This is a genomic window from Streptococcus cristatus (assembly GCF_003944225.1).
Lineage (GTDB): Bacteria > Bacillota > Bacilli > Lactobacillales > Streptococcaceae > Streptococcus > Streptococcus cristatus_K.
This window is the reverse complement of the sequence record NZ_RJPN01000004.1, coordinates 41,190-57,770: the sequence shown is the minus strand read 5'-3', so window position 1 is coordinate 57,770 and position 16,581 is coordinate 41,190. Positions and strand designations below refer to the sequence as shown.

Genomic DNA, 16,581 nt, shown 5'->3' with positions numbered 1-16,581 from the left:
TGTGGATAACTCGTAGAAACATTACGATTTGATGAAAAATTGTGGATAACCTTTATTAATTTGCTTTCTTATGATATAATAGCCCATATAAATAAAAATAGAAGAGGTATGTGAAATGTCACGTAAACCATTTATCGCTGGTAACTGGAAAATGAACAAAAATCCAGAAGAAGCAAAAGCATTCGTTGAAGCCGTAGCATCAAAACTTCCTTCGTCAGACCTTGTTGAAGCAGGTATCGCAGCTCCTGCAGTTGATTTGACAACTGTTCTTGCTGCTGCAAAAGGTTCAAACCTTAAAGTTGCTGCTCAAAACTGCTACTTTGAAAATGCAGGTGCTTTCACTGGTGAAACAAGCCCACAAGTTTTGAAAGAAATCGGTACTGACTACGTTGTTATCGGTCACTCAGAACGCCGTGACTACTTCCATGAAACTGACGAAGACATCAACAAAAAAGCAAAAGCAATCTTTGCAAACGGTATGCTTCCAATCATCTGTTGTGGTGAGTCACTTGAAACTTACGAAGCTGGTAAAGCTGCTGAATTCGTAGGCGCTCAAGTATCTGCTGCTCTTGCTGGATTGACAGCTGAACAAGTTGCCGCAACTGTTATCGCTTATGAGCCAATCTGGGCTATCGGTACTGGTAAATCAGCTTCACAAGACGACGCACAAAAAATGTGTAAAGTTGTTCGTGACGTTGTAGCTGCTGACTTTGGTCAAGAAGTTGCTGACAAAGTTCGCGTTCAATATGGTGGTTCAGTTAAACCTGAAAACGTTGCTTCATACATGGCTTGCCCAGACGTTGATGGTGCCCTTGTTGGTGGTGCATCACTTGAAGCTGAAAGTTTCTTAGCTCTTCTTGATTTTGTGAAATAAGAATAACAATAAATGGCTTGTCGCCTTAAAGGTGGCAAGCTTTTTAAAAGTTTGGAGATAAAAGGTGAAATCAAAGGAACTTATCTATTTAGCCAGTACAGCTATATTGCTAGCAGCAACGGCTAACGTAGTACAGGCAGAAGAAAATACGCCGACAACCACAGACCCTGAAGTAGCTAAGGCAGAACTTCAAGTAGAAAAGGATCATCAACATCAGCAGGTAGCCTTACCAGAAGCGGTGTCTACTGACCGTCAAGTCAAACAAGAAAGCTCGGTCGCAAAAGCTGAAGCTAGTACAGTATACAAGGCACCAGAAAATCTGGCACCTGCTGCTAGTTTGGTCAAGGAGAATGTACCAGAAAATAAAGCGAGTGAACAAGCAAAATCAGCTGCTTCTGAAGCGATTCAGAATCCAGTAAAGGCTGAGCAGACTTCCCAAGCGATCAGCGCCAGTCCTGCATTTAAAAAAGGAAACACTTCTTTTTATAATGCGGCTTCTTCATCTGGACAAACAGCGCGTAGCAATTCACAAGCAGAAATCAAGGGCTCTACCTTTGTGGATGTGAGTAGTCATAACGGCCATATCAGTGTAGAAGACTATCGCCAATTAGCATCCAAAGGTGTCGGCGGTGTCGTTGTCAAACTGACAGAAGGAACCTACTATACAAATCCTTATGCTGAGTCTCAGGTTCGAAATGCGCAAGTAGCTGGTTTGCAAGTATCAACCTATGCCTTCTCGCATTATACAAATGATGCAGAAGCCAGAGCAGAGGCTCGTTACTATGCTGCTTTTGCTAATAAACTGTCCTTGCCTAAAAATACAGTCATGGTCAATGACATGGAAGACCCTAAAATGCAAACGGGGATCAACCAGCATACTCAGGCTTGGGCAGATGAAATGCGCAAGCAGGGATATGCAAATCTGATGTATTACACAAGTGCTAGCTGGGTTGACCAGAACAACCTACGCCACAAGGGTTCAATCAATACATCTCTCTTTGGTCTTGATAATTTTTGGATTGCTCAGTATCCAGCACCGAAGCTAAGTGCAAATGATGCTAAAAGTTTGAAGTACAATAGCAGAGCAGGAGCTTGGCAATTTACTTCTCAAGCGCAGCTGCTTTCTGGTAAGCATGTTTTCGATCAAAGTATTGACTACTCTGGTAGATTTACTGCTAGAGCTACTTTGGTTAAACAACCGCTGACAGGTAAGATTAGTATTCAAAATAATAATCCAAAAACTGGCACATTTGATGTTGTTGTTTCCGAAGTTTCCGCACCATATGGAGTTCAGGAAGTTAAACTTCCGACTTGGTCCAGTGAGCGTGGGCAAGATGATATTGTTTGGTACACTGCAACGAAGCAAGCTAACGGGACTTATAAGCTGACAGTGAATGCTGCCAACCATAAAGGCTCTACGGGCGAATACAATGTTCATTTGTATTACGTTCAAGGTGATGGCAAGTTGGTCGGCGTCGGTGGTACGACGACTAAGGTTTCAGTTGCGAAACCAGAAGGTAAGCTGACTATTGCCAACAACAATCCCAAGACCGGTATATTCGATGTGATCGTGTCCGAGGTTTCCAGCCCGCAAGGCGTTCGTGAAGTACTGCTTCCAACTTGGTCAAATGAGAATGGCCAAGATGACATCATCTGGCACAAGGCGCAGAAACAGTCAGACGGTACATATAAATTCACGGTTCGTGCTAGTGAGCATAAGAACTCTGTCGGCGACTACAGTGTCCACTTGTACTATATCCAAAATGACGGCAAGATGGTCGGCGTTGGTGGTACAACGACTAAGGTATCCGTTGCGAAACCAGAAGGCAAGCTGACTATTGCCAACAACAATCCCAAGACCGGCACATTTGATGTGATCGTGTCCGAGGTTTCTAGCCCGCAAGGTGTTCGTGAAGTCTTGCTTCCAACTTGGTCTAATGATCAAGGTCAGGATGATATTATCTGGCACAAGGCACAGAAACAGTCAGACGGTACATATAAATTCACCGTCCGTTCTAGCGAGCATAAGAACTCTGTCGGCGACTATAGCGTACACTTGTACTATGTCCAAAACGACGGCAAGATGGTCGGCGTTGGTGGTACAACAACCAAAGTCACTCGAGCTTCAGCTGCTAAACCAGAAGGCAAGCTGACTATTGCCAACAATAATCCCAAGATCGGTACATTCGATGTGATCGTGTCCGAGGTTTCTAGCCCCCAAGGCGTTCGTGAAGTCTTGCTTCCGACTTGGTCAAATGAGAATGGTCAGGATGATATTATTTGGCACAAGGCACAGAAACAGTCAGATGGTACATATAAATTTACGGTTCGTGCTAGTGAGCATAAGAACTCTGTTGGAGACTACAGTGTCCACTTGTACTATGTCCAAAATGACGGTAAGTTAGTCGGTGTCGGTGGCACAACGACTAAGGTTTCAGTTGCGAAGCCAGAAGGCAAGCTGACTATTGCCAACAACAATCCCAAGACGGGTACATTCGATGTGATCGTGTCCGAGGTTTCTAGCCCGCAAGGTGTTCGTGAAGTCTTGCTTCCAACTTGGTCAAATGAGAATGATCAGGATGATTTGATTTGGCACAAGGCTCAAAGACAGTCAGACGGTACATATAAATTCACCGTTCGTGCCAGCGAGCATAAGAATTCTGTCGGCGACTACAGTGTTCACTTGTACTATGTCCAAAACGATGGCAAGATGGTTGGCGTTAGTGGTACGACGACTAAGGTTTCAGTTGCGAAACCAGAAGGCAAGCTGACTATTGCCAACAACAATCCCAAGACGGGTACATTCGATGTGATCGTGTCCGAGGTTTCTAGCCCGCAAGGNGTTCGTGAAGTCTTNCTTCCAACTTGGTCAAATGAGAATGNTCAGGATGATTTGATTTGGCACAAGGCACAGAAACAGTCAGACGGTACATATAAATTCACGGTTCGTGCTAGTGAGCACAAGAATTCTGTCGGCGACTACAGTGTCCACTTGTACTATATTCAAAATGACGGCAAGTTGGTTGGTGTCGGTGGTACAACGACTAAGGTTAATCTTGCTTCAGCTGCGAAACCAGAAGGCAAGCTGACTATTGCCAACAACGATCCTAAGACCGGTACATTCGATGTGATCGTGTCCGAGGTTTCTAGCCCACAAGGCGTTCGTGAAGTCTTACTTCCAACTTGGTCAAATGAGAATGGTCAGGATGATTTGATTTGGCACAAGGCACAGAAACAGTCAGACGGTACATATAAATTCACGGTTCGTGCTAGTGAGCACAAGAANTCTGTCGGNGACTACAGTGTCCACTTGTACTATGTCCAAAACGACGGCAAGATGGTCGGTGTTGGTGGTACAACAACCAAAGTTTCCATTGCGACAGGGGAGAAACCACAGGGAAAAATCAGTATCCAAAATAAAAACAATGAAACTGGTGAATTTGATATCGTCGTTTCTGGTGTTGTAGCTCCAGAAGGTGTCAAAACTGTCTATTTGCCAACTTGGTCCAGTCAAAATGGACAAGATGATATTCAGTGGTATACGGCGGAACGCCAAGCTGATGGTACTTATCGCAAGCATGTTTATGCAAGAGACCATAAAAATAGCCAAGGCGAGTACAATGTTCACCTATATTACTTGAACAATCGCAATCAGCTGCAAGGAGCTGGTGGAGAGAAGACCACGATTTCTATTAAGCATCCTCAATCGCCTAGCAGTCAGCGTGATCGTGTTCTTGCAGCAGCAGCAGCGATGGTTGGCGTCAAGGGAGGCAGTGCTGAGCACCACCGTCTGGTCAATGACTATAATAGTGTTAGACCGCTACCAGTCGGTTATGCTGTGAAGAATTCAGATGACTGGTGCGATATTTTCACGACAGTTATTTTCCAAAGAGAAGGCTTGAGCGATCTTATTGGTCGTGAATGCGGTGTTGAGCGCCATATTCATATCTTTAAACGTCTAGGTATCTGGAATGAAGATGGTAATTCTACCCCTAAAGTAGGCGATATCATCACCTTTAACTGGGATCAAAATAGCCAGCAAAATGATGGCTGGGCTGATCATATCGGTATTGTCGAAAAAGTTGAAAATGGTATCATTCATACGATTGAAGGTAACAGTAACGATGAAGTTAAACGCAATACTTACCGTATTGGTCACGGAAATATCCGTGGTTTCGCGTCACCTCGGTATAGATAAACACAAAAAAACCAAGGGAAACCTTGGTTTTTTAACGTCTTAGAATTTTCTTTATGAACTGAAGCAGCTTAAATTTGAGTGGGTTAGGATAATAACGGAAAGTCCCCATTTTTCGGACGATGAAGCCGTTGAAGTTCTGTTTGAAGCGCAGAACACCGTCAGAACCGTCAAAAATTCCCATAATACCGAGGAAATTGTAAAATGGAATGCCTCTCTTGATGCTTTCGGTCATAACGTATTCCTGCAGCAGGGCAGGGGCGTAGAATTTGTTAAACTCAGGATAGGAGCCACTGAAAAGATAGGTCGCTTCCTGAGGGGTGTAGATAAAGAGACTGGCAGCCAGGACTTGGTCTTGGTCGCCGTACTTGTCGATTAGCTCTTGAGCCTCTACCTTGCGGGTTTCAAAGCTGTCAAACTGGCTGGAAAGCTCCCGCAGCTGATTTTGCTTCTTTTCAGATTGAGGATTTTTCTCCAAGTCAGCCTGCAATTTCTGAATTTTTTGGCCTAGTTTCTCTTGGTCCTTTTGTAAGTTCTGAAGATAGTCCTTAAAGTTGAGACTGGCTGTCATAAAGTCAGCCTGTTGACCAAAGCTATCATAAAAATCTTGATAGTAGTCTAGTGGCTTGTCATCATATTCCCGCCGGTCAGAAGTGGCAGCTGTGATGTCTTTGAAAACGCTGAGTTGGTCACGTTCCAGGCTTTTTAGCTTGATACCAAAGGTATTCGCCTTTTTGACGGTCGCCTTGCCATTTTTACTGAAGGATTTGAGTAGGTCTTTCTCCGTCAGACCAGCTAAATCTTTGACATAATGCCAATCAGGCTCCCCGCCTGGATAGCCCGTCTGTAAGCCGTCAAAGTCAAAGCCCAAGTCAGTCAGTTGCTGGATAAGCTCGACTTTTTCATCAGATATGGGTTGGCCATTGCTGTCAAAGGTCTGATAAGTCTCGTAGGGCTTGATGATGAGCTCAAGAGCGCCTTCTTTTTTAGCGTAAGCCTGCAAAGCTTGATAGAAGGGGGGCAGGTATTGAGCATCAGTAGAGACAGGACCGCAGTTGATTTCCATATGAAGGCCGCCAGTCATCGGCATACTATAGAGGACAGCAGACACCACGAGTTGTCCCTGCGGGTCGGTGTAGCCGACATACTGGATACTGAAGCCCCGCTTGCTCAGCAGCTCTGCCATTTCCACGGTCTGCATAAAAGAGCGTTGGGAGCTAGCTGAGGTATGATGTATGAATTCTTCTTGGCTGAGAAGTTTAAAGGTCATAGGCTTCCTTTCTTTTAATGCTTGCTACGCAGTTTCTTTCTGAGAGTGTAGGCCAGATTGGAGAGGTGGTAGAGGGGATTAGTTGGCAGGTTAAATTCACCAGCGAATTCTTCAATGGTCGGATTGAACTTGGATTTAAAGCTATAGAGACCACCCTTGAGGTCGTTTTCGATTCCGCCCATATTTTGCCAATCTGCTCCGCGCTCAAAAGCATGTTTGGCTGTTTCGTACCAAGTGATGATGGCTGGCTGGTAACGGCGGTACTCCTCGTCCATTCCGGCATAGATATTTTCAGAGGTCTTGCCATATTCTAAGACCAAGGTGCCAGACAGGGGAACGACAGCAGCACCTTGGCTGATTTTGTCCTGCAGAAAGTCAATCTCTTCTTGGAGACGTTTTTGTTCTTGCTGGTTATTCTCAATCTTGCCCGGCTTGGTTTTCTCGGTAAATTTCTCTGCTTCCTTGAGTGTCTTGGTCAGCTGAGCCTGCAAGTCTTCCAAGCGTGCCTTTAGATCAATGCTGGACAAGGTGATGTAGGAGTGCTCAGGATAAGTATCCAAGAGTTTTTGGTAATAGTCTTTGCCACGTAGGTGGATATTTTTTCTATTTTCCGTTTTCTTCATCAGGGCTGAAAAGTCATCCAGTAATTCTGCTCCGCCAAATTGGATTTGGATGCCTTTGTTACGGGCTGTACGAATAGCCTGGCGAGTACTTTTAGAAAGTAGCTCCTCGCTGAAATCTTCTTTATGGATATTGGCCTGCAAGCGAGGCTGGATGGTTTCGTCCAGAGACTCAGTCCGTCCGACCCAGACAGCGCCTGCTTCCTGTAACTGTTGAATCAGCTCAACCGTCTCGGCTTTGTCTTGCAATTCGCCACCCATCTTGCTTTCTGCCAGAAAGAGGCTAGGGTCAAACTTTACAAATAGTGCTTTTTTCTCCTTGGCAAATTTCTTGAGCGACGCCAAAACAAAGGTCAGCAGCTCCTTGTCACTATAGTCCATGATGGGACCGCGTGGGATATAAAGCATGGTCATCCCCAAGGGCAGTGGTTTAATCAGGACACTGGCTGCAGCAACCAAGTGGCCGTCTTTGTAGAAGCCCAAGCGTTCATTTCCCCAGTTGTCCTTGATTTGAGCCCAAGCAGAGCTCTGCAGGAGATTGGCCTGCGGATGAGCCGTGACAAAATCATCGTGTTCCTGAGCTGAAATTCCAATTTTGTAGCTAAACATTATTTTAAAACCCACTCTCTAATAGCGTGTGCTACGCCGGATTCTTCGTTCGACTTGGTGATGTATTTGGCGATTTTCTTGAGTTCTTCTCTGCCGTTTTCCATGACAACAGGAGATCCGACTGCTTCCAGCATGGCGCGGTCATTTTCTTCATCACCAATAGCCATGGTCTGCTCCTTGCTCAAGCCAAGTTTTTCAGCTAGATGGAGGATAGCAGACCCTTTATTGACAGTCTTTTTGACAATTTCCAGATAGAAAGGAGCTGATTTAACTAGTGTATATTTTTCGGTTAATTCCGGTGGAAGCTTGGCAATGGCTGCGTCCAAAATTTCTGGCTCATCGACATACATGCACTTGACGATTTCTTTATCAGCCATTTCTTCAGGCGTACGATAGAAGATAGGCATGTTGACCAGATTGGACTCGTAAACAGTGTACTTGCCAATGTTGCGATTGGCCGTATAAATGCCGTCCTTGGTGATGGCATGCATGTGGACGCCTAATTTTCGCCCGAGCAGTTCGATATCCAGATAATCGTCGTAAGTCAGTGTTTCTTTGATTAATTCTTCGCCAGTAACAGTATCCTGCACCAGTCCGCCATTGAAGGTCACGACATAGTTGCCTGGCTGATTAAGATCTAGCTCCTCGAGAAGCTTTTGAACACCAGCAATAGGACGGCCGGTTGCAATGACGATCTTGACACCAGCAGCCTTGGCATCCTGAACAGCGCTGAAGACTTCAGGGGTGATTTCTTTTTGGTTATTTACAAGGGTGCCGTCAATGTCAACGGCAACTAATTTGATAGACATATTTATTCTCCGTAGGTAAATTGGTCGTTTTTGATATAGTGCATAAAGGCCTGGTTTTTTTCGCTGAAAAGTCCGGTCTCTGCCAGCATTTCCTTAGGGAAGTAAAAGCGATTATCGCCTTGTCTGGTCCCAGCTAGCGAATGAACGATAGGAGACAAGGTGGACAGTTCTGCTAAGCTACCATCTTTTTGCAGGATTTCAATCTGGGTTCGAGGTTTTTCAACGTCAGGCCGGTAGAAATCATAAGGTAAATCAAAATTACGATGGATAGCAGTATAGTAATCAGGGTCAAAGCCAACCTGTCCAACTAGGTCTCGCATGATATCCAAATGTGTTTCGTTTTCCTGAGAGAAGACGATAGACTTAAAGACCTTGCGGTTGATAAAACGCTGAGCCAAGTCAGATAAAATCTTGTCGGGACTCGTCATCCAAACTTGGAAATAGGTATTCATAACACCATCATCCAAGGCCAGATAATCCTGCAGGGTCACTCTGTTTTCAAAGAATGGAATGAGATTGGGCGATGACAGCGCAAAATAATCCTTCTGAGCCGGATAGAGAAACTTGGCCCGCTTGAGCAGATTTTGCAGCAAAACTTCCATAGCCCTGCTGGCTGGGTGAAAATAAACCTGCATGTACATCTGGTAGCGGCTGACAACGTAATCTTCCACCGCATGCATGCCATTGCGCTTGAAGGCGATGCCGTTCTCTACAGGACAAATCACTCGTAAAATTCTGGTTAAGTCAAATTGTCCATAGGAAGCGCCAGTAAAGAAGGAATCTCGTAAGAGGTAGTCCATCCGATCCACATCAATCTGGCTGGAAATCAGCTGAACCACCTGCTTATTAGGGTAAGTATGATTGATGACGCTAGCTACCTTTTCAGGAAAATCTGGCGAAACCTGCACCAAGGCCTGATGAATCTCTGTCTCAGGACTGGTAATGATTTGCCGCGTAATGTCCTCATGGTCGGTATCAAAGAGGCGTTCAAAAGTATGTGAATAAGCGCCATGTCCCAAGTCATGCAAAAGAGCAGCCGTCATGGTCAGCAGACTTTCGTGACTGTCCCAGACCTTGCTGTATTTTTCATTGAAAATCTTGGTGATGCGTCGGGCAATCTCGTAAGCTCCCAGACAATGCGAAAAACGGCTGTGCTCCCCGCCGTGAAAAGTATAGCCAGAAGTGCCCAGCTGTTTGATGCGACGCAGCCGTTGAAATTCTTTGGTATTGATTAAATCATAAATGACCTGATGATCCACATGCACATAATTATGGACGGGATCTCGAAATACTTTTTCAATCATAGTCATATTATATCATAAATGCTCAGTGGGCGAAATTCAAAGCCTGAAGTAGAAGGGAAGAATTCTCAAGAAATTTTTGATAAAATAGAAGAAAGAAACAAGGAATGTGAGAAAATCATGAAAATTAGAATGAGAAATCAAATCAAATTAGATGAGCAAATGGAGTTGATTGACCAGGTCTACGATGTAGAGTGGACACAAAAAGGGGACTATCACTATTTAGTTTATCAGAGTGAGGAGCAAGAAAAGGTCGTTCTGAAATTTAATGAAGACAAGCTGACCATGACCCGCTTTTCTGAGCCGAAAACCATTCTTCATTTTATTAAGAATGCTCAGCATTTAGTTTCTATCCCGACTCCGCTGGGGGCTCAACAGTTTGTGACAGATACTCAGCACTATCACTTAGATGCAGAAAATCAGGCTTTGGAACTTCACTATGATTTGAAAAGAGCCGACGATGATCAGCTTTTTGCTTCCTATCAGATGAAAATCGAATGGACGGAAGAAAAGTTTGAAAAATAACAGCTCTGCCTTGAAAAATACAAAAATTTTGGTATAATAAATACACTCAAGGGAGTAGCTAACGGTTTTACCGTTACAAGGTCGTCAATACGAAAGAAATTTCCGGCCTTGTATGAAATAGCGAGACTTGTTAATAAACAGGTCTCTTTTTTGTTTATTTTGAAAGAGGCCCATCAAAAGGAGGAGACATTTTGTCAAAAGAACAAAAGCGCCAAGCTTTTTATACGCAAAGTCCTGAGGAAGTTTTGCAAGCAATGGAAGCTTCCGAACAAGGGTTGACCAGCAGCCAAGCCCAGCAACGTTTGGCGGACTACGGTCGCAATGAATTGGAAGAAGGAGAGAAAAAGACTCTCTTGATGAAATTCATCGAGCAGTTCAAGGATTTGATGATTATCATCTTGTTGGTAGCGGCGGTCTTGTCTGTCGTGACGTCAGGTGGTGAGGATATTGCGGATGCTGTGATTATCCTAGCCGTTGTCATCATCAATGCTATCTTTGGTGTTTATCAAGAAGGCAAAGCTGAAGAAGCCATTGCAGCTCTCAAATCTATGTCCAGCCCAGCTGCGCGTGTCCTACGTGATGGTCATGTCACAGAAGTGGATTCTAAGGACTTGGTACCTGGTGATATCGTCAGACTGGAAGCCGGTGATGTTGTCCCAGCAGATATGCGACTTTTGGAAGCTAATTCCCTGAAAATTGAAGAAGCCGCTCTGACAGGTGAGTCTGTGCCAGTTGAGAAAGATTTGACTGTCGACGTAGCTGCAGATGCTGGTATTGGCGACCGGGTCAATATGGCCTTCCAAAACTCCAATGTCACTTATGGACGAGGAGTGGGGGTTGTTGTCAATACAGGGATGTACACTGAAGTCGGTCATATCGCAGGTATGTTGCAAGATGCAGATGAGACTGATACGCCACTTAAGCAAAATCTCAATAACTTGTCTAAGGTTCTGACCTATGCGATCTTAGTGATTGCTGCGGTGACCTTTGTAGTCGGTGTTTTCATTCAAGGAAAAGATCCGCTTGGTGAATTGATGACATCTGTAGCCTTGGCAGTGGCAGCTATTCCAGAAGGTCTGCCTGCTATCGTTACTATCGTCTTGGCTTTGGGAACACAGGTTCTGGCTAAGCGTAATTCGATTGTCCGTAAATTGCCAGCAGTAGAAACGCTTGGCTCAACTGAAATTATCGCTTCAGATAAGACCGGTACCCTGACCATGAATAAGATGACGGTCGAAAAAGTTTTTTACGACGGAGTCCTGAATGAAGCTGGCCAAGATATTGAACTTGGACTGGAGCTGCCGCTCTTACGTTCTGTTGTCTTAGCCAATGATACCAAGATTGACCAAGAAGGCAAGCTGATCGGTGACCCAACGGAAACAGCCTTCATCCAGTATGCTTTGGACAAGGGTTATGATGTCAAAGGATTTTTAGAGAAATATCCTCGTGTAGCTGAGCTGCCATTTGACTCAGACCGTAAGCTCATGTCTACCGTTCACCCATTGCCAGACGGGAAATTCCTCGTGGCAGTCAAGGGAGCTCCTGATCAACTCTTGAAACGTTGTGTTGCGCGTGATAGGGCTGGAGATATTGCAGCGATTGATGATGCTACTTCACAGTTGATCAAGTCTAATAACTCAGAAATGGCTCACCAAGCTCTGCGTGTCTTGGCTGGTGCTTACAATATTATTAATGCAGTTCCGACTGACCTGACGTCTGAAAATCTAGAAAATGATTTAATCTTTACTGGTTTAATCGGTATGATTGACCCAGAACGTGCCGAAGCAACAGAAGCGGTTCGCGTAGCTAAGGAAGCTGGTATCCGTCCGATTATGATTACCGGTGATCATCAAGACACAGCAGAAGCCATTGCTAAGCGCCTAGGAATCATTGAGGCAGGAGATACGGAAGACCATGTTCTGACAGGTGCTGAGCTCAACGAACTTTCTGATGCGGAATTCGAAAAGGTTGTTGGTCAATACTCTGTCTATGCCCGGGTTTCTCCTGAGCATAAGGTTCGTATCGTGAAAGCATGGCAAAACCAAGGTAAGGTCGTTGCCATGACAGGTGACGGTGTTAATGACGCGCCAGCTTTGAAGACAGCTGATATCGGTATCGGTATGGGAATTACAGGTACAGAAGTTTCTAAAGGAGCTTCTGACATGATTCTGGCGGATGATAACTTTGCGACAATTATCGTTGCAGTCGAAGAAGGACGGAAGGTCTTCTCAAACATCCAAAAGACCATTCAATACCTTCTTTCTGCTAATACAGCTGAAGTGCTGACTATTTTCTTGGCAACCCTCTTTGGTTGGGATGTCTTGCAACCAGTTCATCTGCTTTGGATCAACTTGGTAACGGATACTTTCCCAGCTATTGCTCTGGGAGTTGAGCCTGCTGAGCCAGGTGTCATGACTCACAAGCCTCGTGGCCGTAAGTCTAGCTTCTTCTCTGGTGGTGTCATGAGTTCCATCATCTATCAAGGACTGCTGCAAGGTGCTCTAGTGTTGGCAGTTTATGGCTATGCTATTGCTAATCCTGTACATATTGGTGATGTAAAAGCGATCCATGCGGACGCTCTTACCATGGCTTTTGCGACCCTTGGACTTATTCAGCTCTTCCATGCTTACAATGTAAAATCTGTTTACCAGTCTATCTTTACAGTTGGTCCATTCAAGTCTAAGACCTTCAACTGGTCTATTCTGGTTTCTTTCATCCTCTTGATTTCAACCATTGTGATTGATCCACTTGAAAAGATTTTCCATGTGACCAAGTTAGATTTGACCCAATGGGCTGTTGTCCTGATCGGCAGTTTCTCTATGATTATCATTGTTGAAATTGTTAAGTTCATCCAACGTAAATTAGGTATGGACAAGAATGCTATTTAAGAGCAAAAAGTCATCTTCGGATGGCTTTTTTGCGTAAATATGGCTTTGGTGGCGGTTATGGATCTGACCAAAAAACAGCTCATTTTCGTGGATAAAGGCTGGGAAGTCTCGAAAAAATCCTAGCAACCCATGTCATTATATTACTTTTTTAACAATTCCGTAACAAGCAGCTCCCATTCTTGCCTATCCATTAAAAATTGTATAAAATGAAGGTGCTTCATTATCTGATTAGGCAAATGTCTGAAAATGTGTTATAATAAAACGATATATGAAAAGAGGTATTTATGGACATTTCAGAAATTCGTCAAAAGATTGACGCAAATCGTGAAAAATTAGCTTCTTTCAGGGGGTCTCTTTGACTTAGAAGGTCTGGAAGAAGAAATTGCCATCTTAGAAAATAAGATGACAGAACCTGACTTTTGGGACGACAACATTGCAGCCCAGAAGACATCTCAAGAGCTCAATGAACTCAAGCAAACCTATGAAAATTTCCATCAGATGACCGAGCTTTTTGATGAATCGGAAATCTTGCTTGATTTTCTGGCTGAGGACGACTCGGTTCAGGAAGAGCTGGAAGAAAAGTTGACCGAGCTTGAGAAGATGATGACTAGCTATGAGATGACTCTCTTGCTGTCAGAGCCTTATGATAATAACAACGCCATTCTTGAAATTCACCCAGGTTCTGGTGGAACAGAGGCTCAGGATTGGGGCGATATGCTGCTGCGAATGTACACGCGCTTCGGCAATGCCAAGGGCTTCAAAGTAGAAGTCTTGGACTATCAGGCTGGTGATGAGGCTGGGATTAAGTCAGTAACCCTTTCATTTGAAGGGCCGCATGCTTATGGTCTACTCAAGTCAGAGATGGGCGTTCATCGCTTGGTTCGGATTTCGCCATTTGATTCAGCGAAACGTCGTCATACTTCCTTTACCTCAGTAGAGGTTATGCCAGAGTTGGACGATACTATTGAAGTAGAAGTCCGTGATGATGACATTAAGATGGATACTTTCCGTTCAGGCGGAGCCGGCGGACAAAACGTCAATAAGGTATCAACTGGTGTGCGATTGACCCATATTCCGACAGGAATTGTCGTACAGTCTACCGTTGACCGGACCCAGTATGGCAACCGTGACCGGGCTATGAAAATGCTGCAGGCTAAGCTCTATCAGCTGGAGCAAGAGAAAAAAGCAGCAGAAGTCGACTCGCTCAAGGGAGATAAAAAAGAGATTTCTTGGGGCAGTCAGATTCGTTCTTATGTCTTCACTCCTTATACCATGGTCAAAGATCATCGAACCAGCTATGAAGTAGCTCAGGTAGATAAGGTTATGGACGGAGACTTAGACGGATTTATTGATGCCTATTTAAAATGGAGACTCAACTAAAAACAGAGTGAAATCGCTAGATAAAAACTCTGATGAAAGGAATTGTACTAATTCATGTCAATGATTGAAATGAAAGACGTTGTTAAAAAATATGACAACGGGACAACTGCTCTACGTGGTGTATCTATACGTATCGAACCAGGTGAATTTGCCTATATTGTAGGACCATCAGGAGCAGGTAAATCAACCTTTATTAGACTCCTCTATCGTGAAATTAAAATCGATAAAGGAAACCTTGCTGTAGCAGGTTTTAACTTGGGAAAAATCAAGAAACGGGATATTCCAATGCTACGCCGTAGAGTCGGTGTGGTTTTCCAAGACTATAAACTACTTCCTAAAAAGACCGTTTATGAGAATATTGCCTATGCTATGGAAGTTATCGGTGAGCATCGTAGAAATATTAAGAAACGCGTCATGGAAGTTTTGGATCTGGTTGGCCTTAAGCACAAGGTTCGTTCCTTCCCTAATGAGTTATCAGGGGGAGAACAGCAACGGATTGCGATTGCGCGTGCCATTGTTAACAATCCCCAGGTCTTGATTGCTGACGAGCCGACTGGTAACTTGGACCCAGATAATTCATGGGAAATTATGAATTTGCTGGAGCGCATTAACCTGCAAGGAACTACAGTCCTGATGGCGACTCACAATAGTCAGATTGTAAATACCCTACGTCACCGCGTCATTGCTATCGAAAATGGTCGTGTGGTGCGTGATGAGGCGGAAGGAGAATACGGATACGATGATTAGAAGGTTTTTCCGTCATTTGATTGAATCGCTTAAGAGCCTTAAGCGGAATGGTTGGATGACAGTCGCAGCTGTGAGTTCAGTTACGATTACTCTCAGTTTAGTTGCTATCTTTGCCTCTGTTATTTTAAATACCGCAAAGCTAGCGTCTGATATTTCAAACAACGTTCGTATTGTTGTCTATATGCGTAAAGACATTGCTGACAACAGCAAAACAATCGTTAAAGAAGGTCAGACCGTTAAAAATAATGATTACCATAAGATTTATGACGCCCTAACTTCTATGGATCATGTCTCAAAGGTTACTTACTCAAGTAAAGAAGAACAGTACGAAAAGCTGACAGAGACGATGGGAAGTGAATGGAAGGTCTTTGAGGGAGATTCAAACCCACTTTATGATGCTTACATTGTCGACACGACAGAGCATAAATACGTAGATTCCGTTGCGGCAGAAGCCAAGAAGCTGGAAGGCGTTTCGGAAGTGCAGGATGGTGGCGCTAATACGCAAAAACTCTTTGCCTTATCTGATTTTATCCGAGTATGGGGACTGGTAGGGGCAGGCTTGCTCATCTTTATTGCAGTCTTCCTGATTTCCAATACCATTCGGATTACTATTATTTCACGGAGTCGTGAGATTCAGATTATGCGCTTAGTGGGTGCAAAAAATAGCTATATCCGCGGTCCATTCCTATTTGAAGGCGCTTGGATCGGTTTGCTAGGTTCAGTTTTACCAGTAGTCTTAGTTTATTTTGGTTATAATATGGCCTATCAAACCATGAATAAAAATCTCGTTGCGCAAAATCTTTCCATGATTGAGCCACACTTATTTGTCCCTGCTATGATTGGGGCTGTATCAGTCCTAGGAATCTTTATCGGTTCACTTGGTTCATCCATTTCTATGAGACGCTTCTTGAAGATTTAATAAAAAAACAGCCTACAAGGGCTGTTCGGATTGAAAACAAACATCATTTGGTGTTTGTTTTTTTATTGTATTAAAAATATAAATTACTACTATCGCTTTGTTTTCGATAGGCCGAGGCTGATTATAATGAGGGTAAAAAAGAATGCAGACAAAAGGCCTTTTGTGGTACTGTTTAGAAAAGGCTTGTCAAAAACATAAAAATTATAAGCAGAAAAACCTAATCCAAGGAGAGTTATTATAGCTGAAATAGCCAGCAGAATTAACAAAATTTTTCTTTTATCCATCATGAAGACCATCCTTTGTTTTCTATGGACTAAGTATATCATAATAAGCAAAAAGCGAAAAGACATGGGAGTCATAGAGGCAATTTCCTAACTTTTCATTCTAATTTCATCTGCAGATGTAGAAATAGTCATTTACTAGATAAAAAAATGAGGCAGTCTT

The 16,581-nt window shown here is 43.8% G+C and carries 11 protein-coding genes; 7 read left to right on the top strand and 4 right to left on the bottom strand.

Translation table 11 applies throughout. The features are described 5' to 3' along the window. The first annotated feature begins 115 nt into the window (after positions 1–115). Together tpiA and D8797_RS05700 are read left to right on the top strand one after the other, a co-directional pair. A complete protein-coding gene (gene tpiA / locus D8797_RS05705) occupies positions 116–874 on the top strand; it encodes a triose-phosphate isomerase (protein ID WP_048763789.1) in 759 nt (252 codons plus the stop codon). A gap of 64 nt (positions 875–938) precedes the next feature. Beyond that, the gene (locus tag D8797_RS05700) at positions 939–5,072 is read left to right on the top strand and encodes a GBS Bsp-like repeat-containing protein (RefSeq protein ID WP_185780847.1); all 4,134 of its coding nucleotides are present in this window, start codon (positions 939–941) and stop codon (positions 5,070–5,072) included. Between the two features lie 31 nt (positions 5,073–5,103). On the opposite strand, the gene D8797_RS05695 is transcribed toward D8797_RS05700, so the two are convergent. Genes D8797_RS05695 through D8797_RS05680 form a run of 4 tightly spaced genes read right to left on the bottom strand, consistent with a single transcriptional unit; the run spans position 5,104 to position 9,681 of the window. After that, positions 5,104–6,339: an aminoacyltransferase gene (locus tag D8797_RS05695; RefSeq protein ID WP_125379605.1), complete on the bottom strand. Its 1,236-nt coding sequence runs from the start codon at positions 6,337–6,339 to the stop codon at positions 5,104–5,106. A 14-nt stretch (positions 6,340–6,353) separates the two neighbouring features. Further along, positions 6,354–7,568 carry an aminoacyltransferase gene (locus tag D8797_RS05690; RefSeq protein ID WP_185780846.1) on the bottom strand — a complete coding sequence of 405 codons (1,215 nt, stop codon included), beginning with the start codon at positions 7,566–7,568 and terminating at the stop codon, positions 6,354–6,356. Next, on the bottom strand, positions 7,568–8,377 hold the full coding sequence (gene yidA, locus D8797_RS05685) for a sugar-phosphatase (protein ID WP_125379603.1): 810 nt from the start codon (positions 8,375–8,377) through the stop codon (positions 7,568–7,570). The genes D8797_RS05690 and yidA overlap by 1 nt, the downstream gene beginning before the upstream one ends. A 2-nt stretch (positions 8,378–8,379) precedes the next feature. After that, positions 8,380–9,681 (bottom strand): HD domain-containing protein, encoded by a 1,302-nt coding sequence (locus tag D8797_RS05680; RefSeq protein ID WP_125379677.1) that lies wholly within the window; start codon positions 9,679–9,681, stop codon positions 8,380–8,382. A gap of 117 nt (positions 9,682–9,798) precedes the next feature. Between D8797_RS05680 and D8797_RS05675 the strand changes: the two genes are divergently transcribed. The 5 genes from D8797_RS05675 to ftsX all read left to right on the top strand — a co-directional run bounded on the left by D8797_RS05675 (position 9,799) and on the right by ftsX (position 16,137). After that, positions 9,799–10,203, top strand: coding sequence for a YwiB family protein (locus D8797_RS05675; RefSeq protein ID WP_185780845.1), 405 nt, complete (start codon positions 9,799–9,801; stop codon positions 10,201–10,203). 191 nt (positions 10,204–10,394) lie between these two features. Beyond that, positions 10,395–13,091 carry a cation-translocating P-type ATPase gene (locus tag D8797_RS05670; RefSeq protein WP_125379601.1) on the top strand — a complete coding sequence of 899 codons (2,697 nt, stop codon included), beginning with the start codon at positions 10,395–10,397 and terminating at the stop codon, positions 13,089–13,091. 284 nt (positions 13,092–13,375) lie between these two features. Further along, positions 13,376–14,471, top strand: a protein-coding gene (prfB, locus tag D8797_RS05665) for a peptide chain release factor 2 (RefSeq protein WP_111705360.1) whose coding sequence is annotated in 2 segments (ribosomal slippage) — positions 13,376–13,447 and positions 13,449–14,471 — 1,095 coding nt in all. Because the reading frame shifts where the segments join, the coding sequence is not laid out codon by codon here. 54 nt (positions 14,472–14,525) lie between these two features. After that, the gene (gene ftsE / locus D8797_RS05660) at positions 14,526–15,218 is read left to right on the top strand and encodes a cell division ATP-binding protein FtsE (RefSeq protein ID WP_125379600.1); all 693 of its coding nucleotides are present in this window, start codon (positions 14,526–14,528) and stop codon (positions 15,216–15,218) included. Continuing rightward, positions 15,211–16,137 (top strand): permease-like cell division protein FtsX, encoded by a 927-nt coding sequence (gene ftsX, locus D8797_RS05655; protein WP_005589699.1) that lies wholly within the window; start codon positions 15,211–15,213, stop codon positions 16,135–16,137. The genes ftsE and ftsX overlap by 8 nt, the downstream gene beginning before the upstream one ends. Positions 16,138–16,581 lie beyond the last annotated feature (444 nt).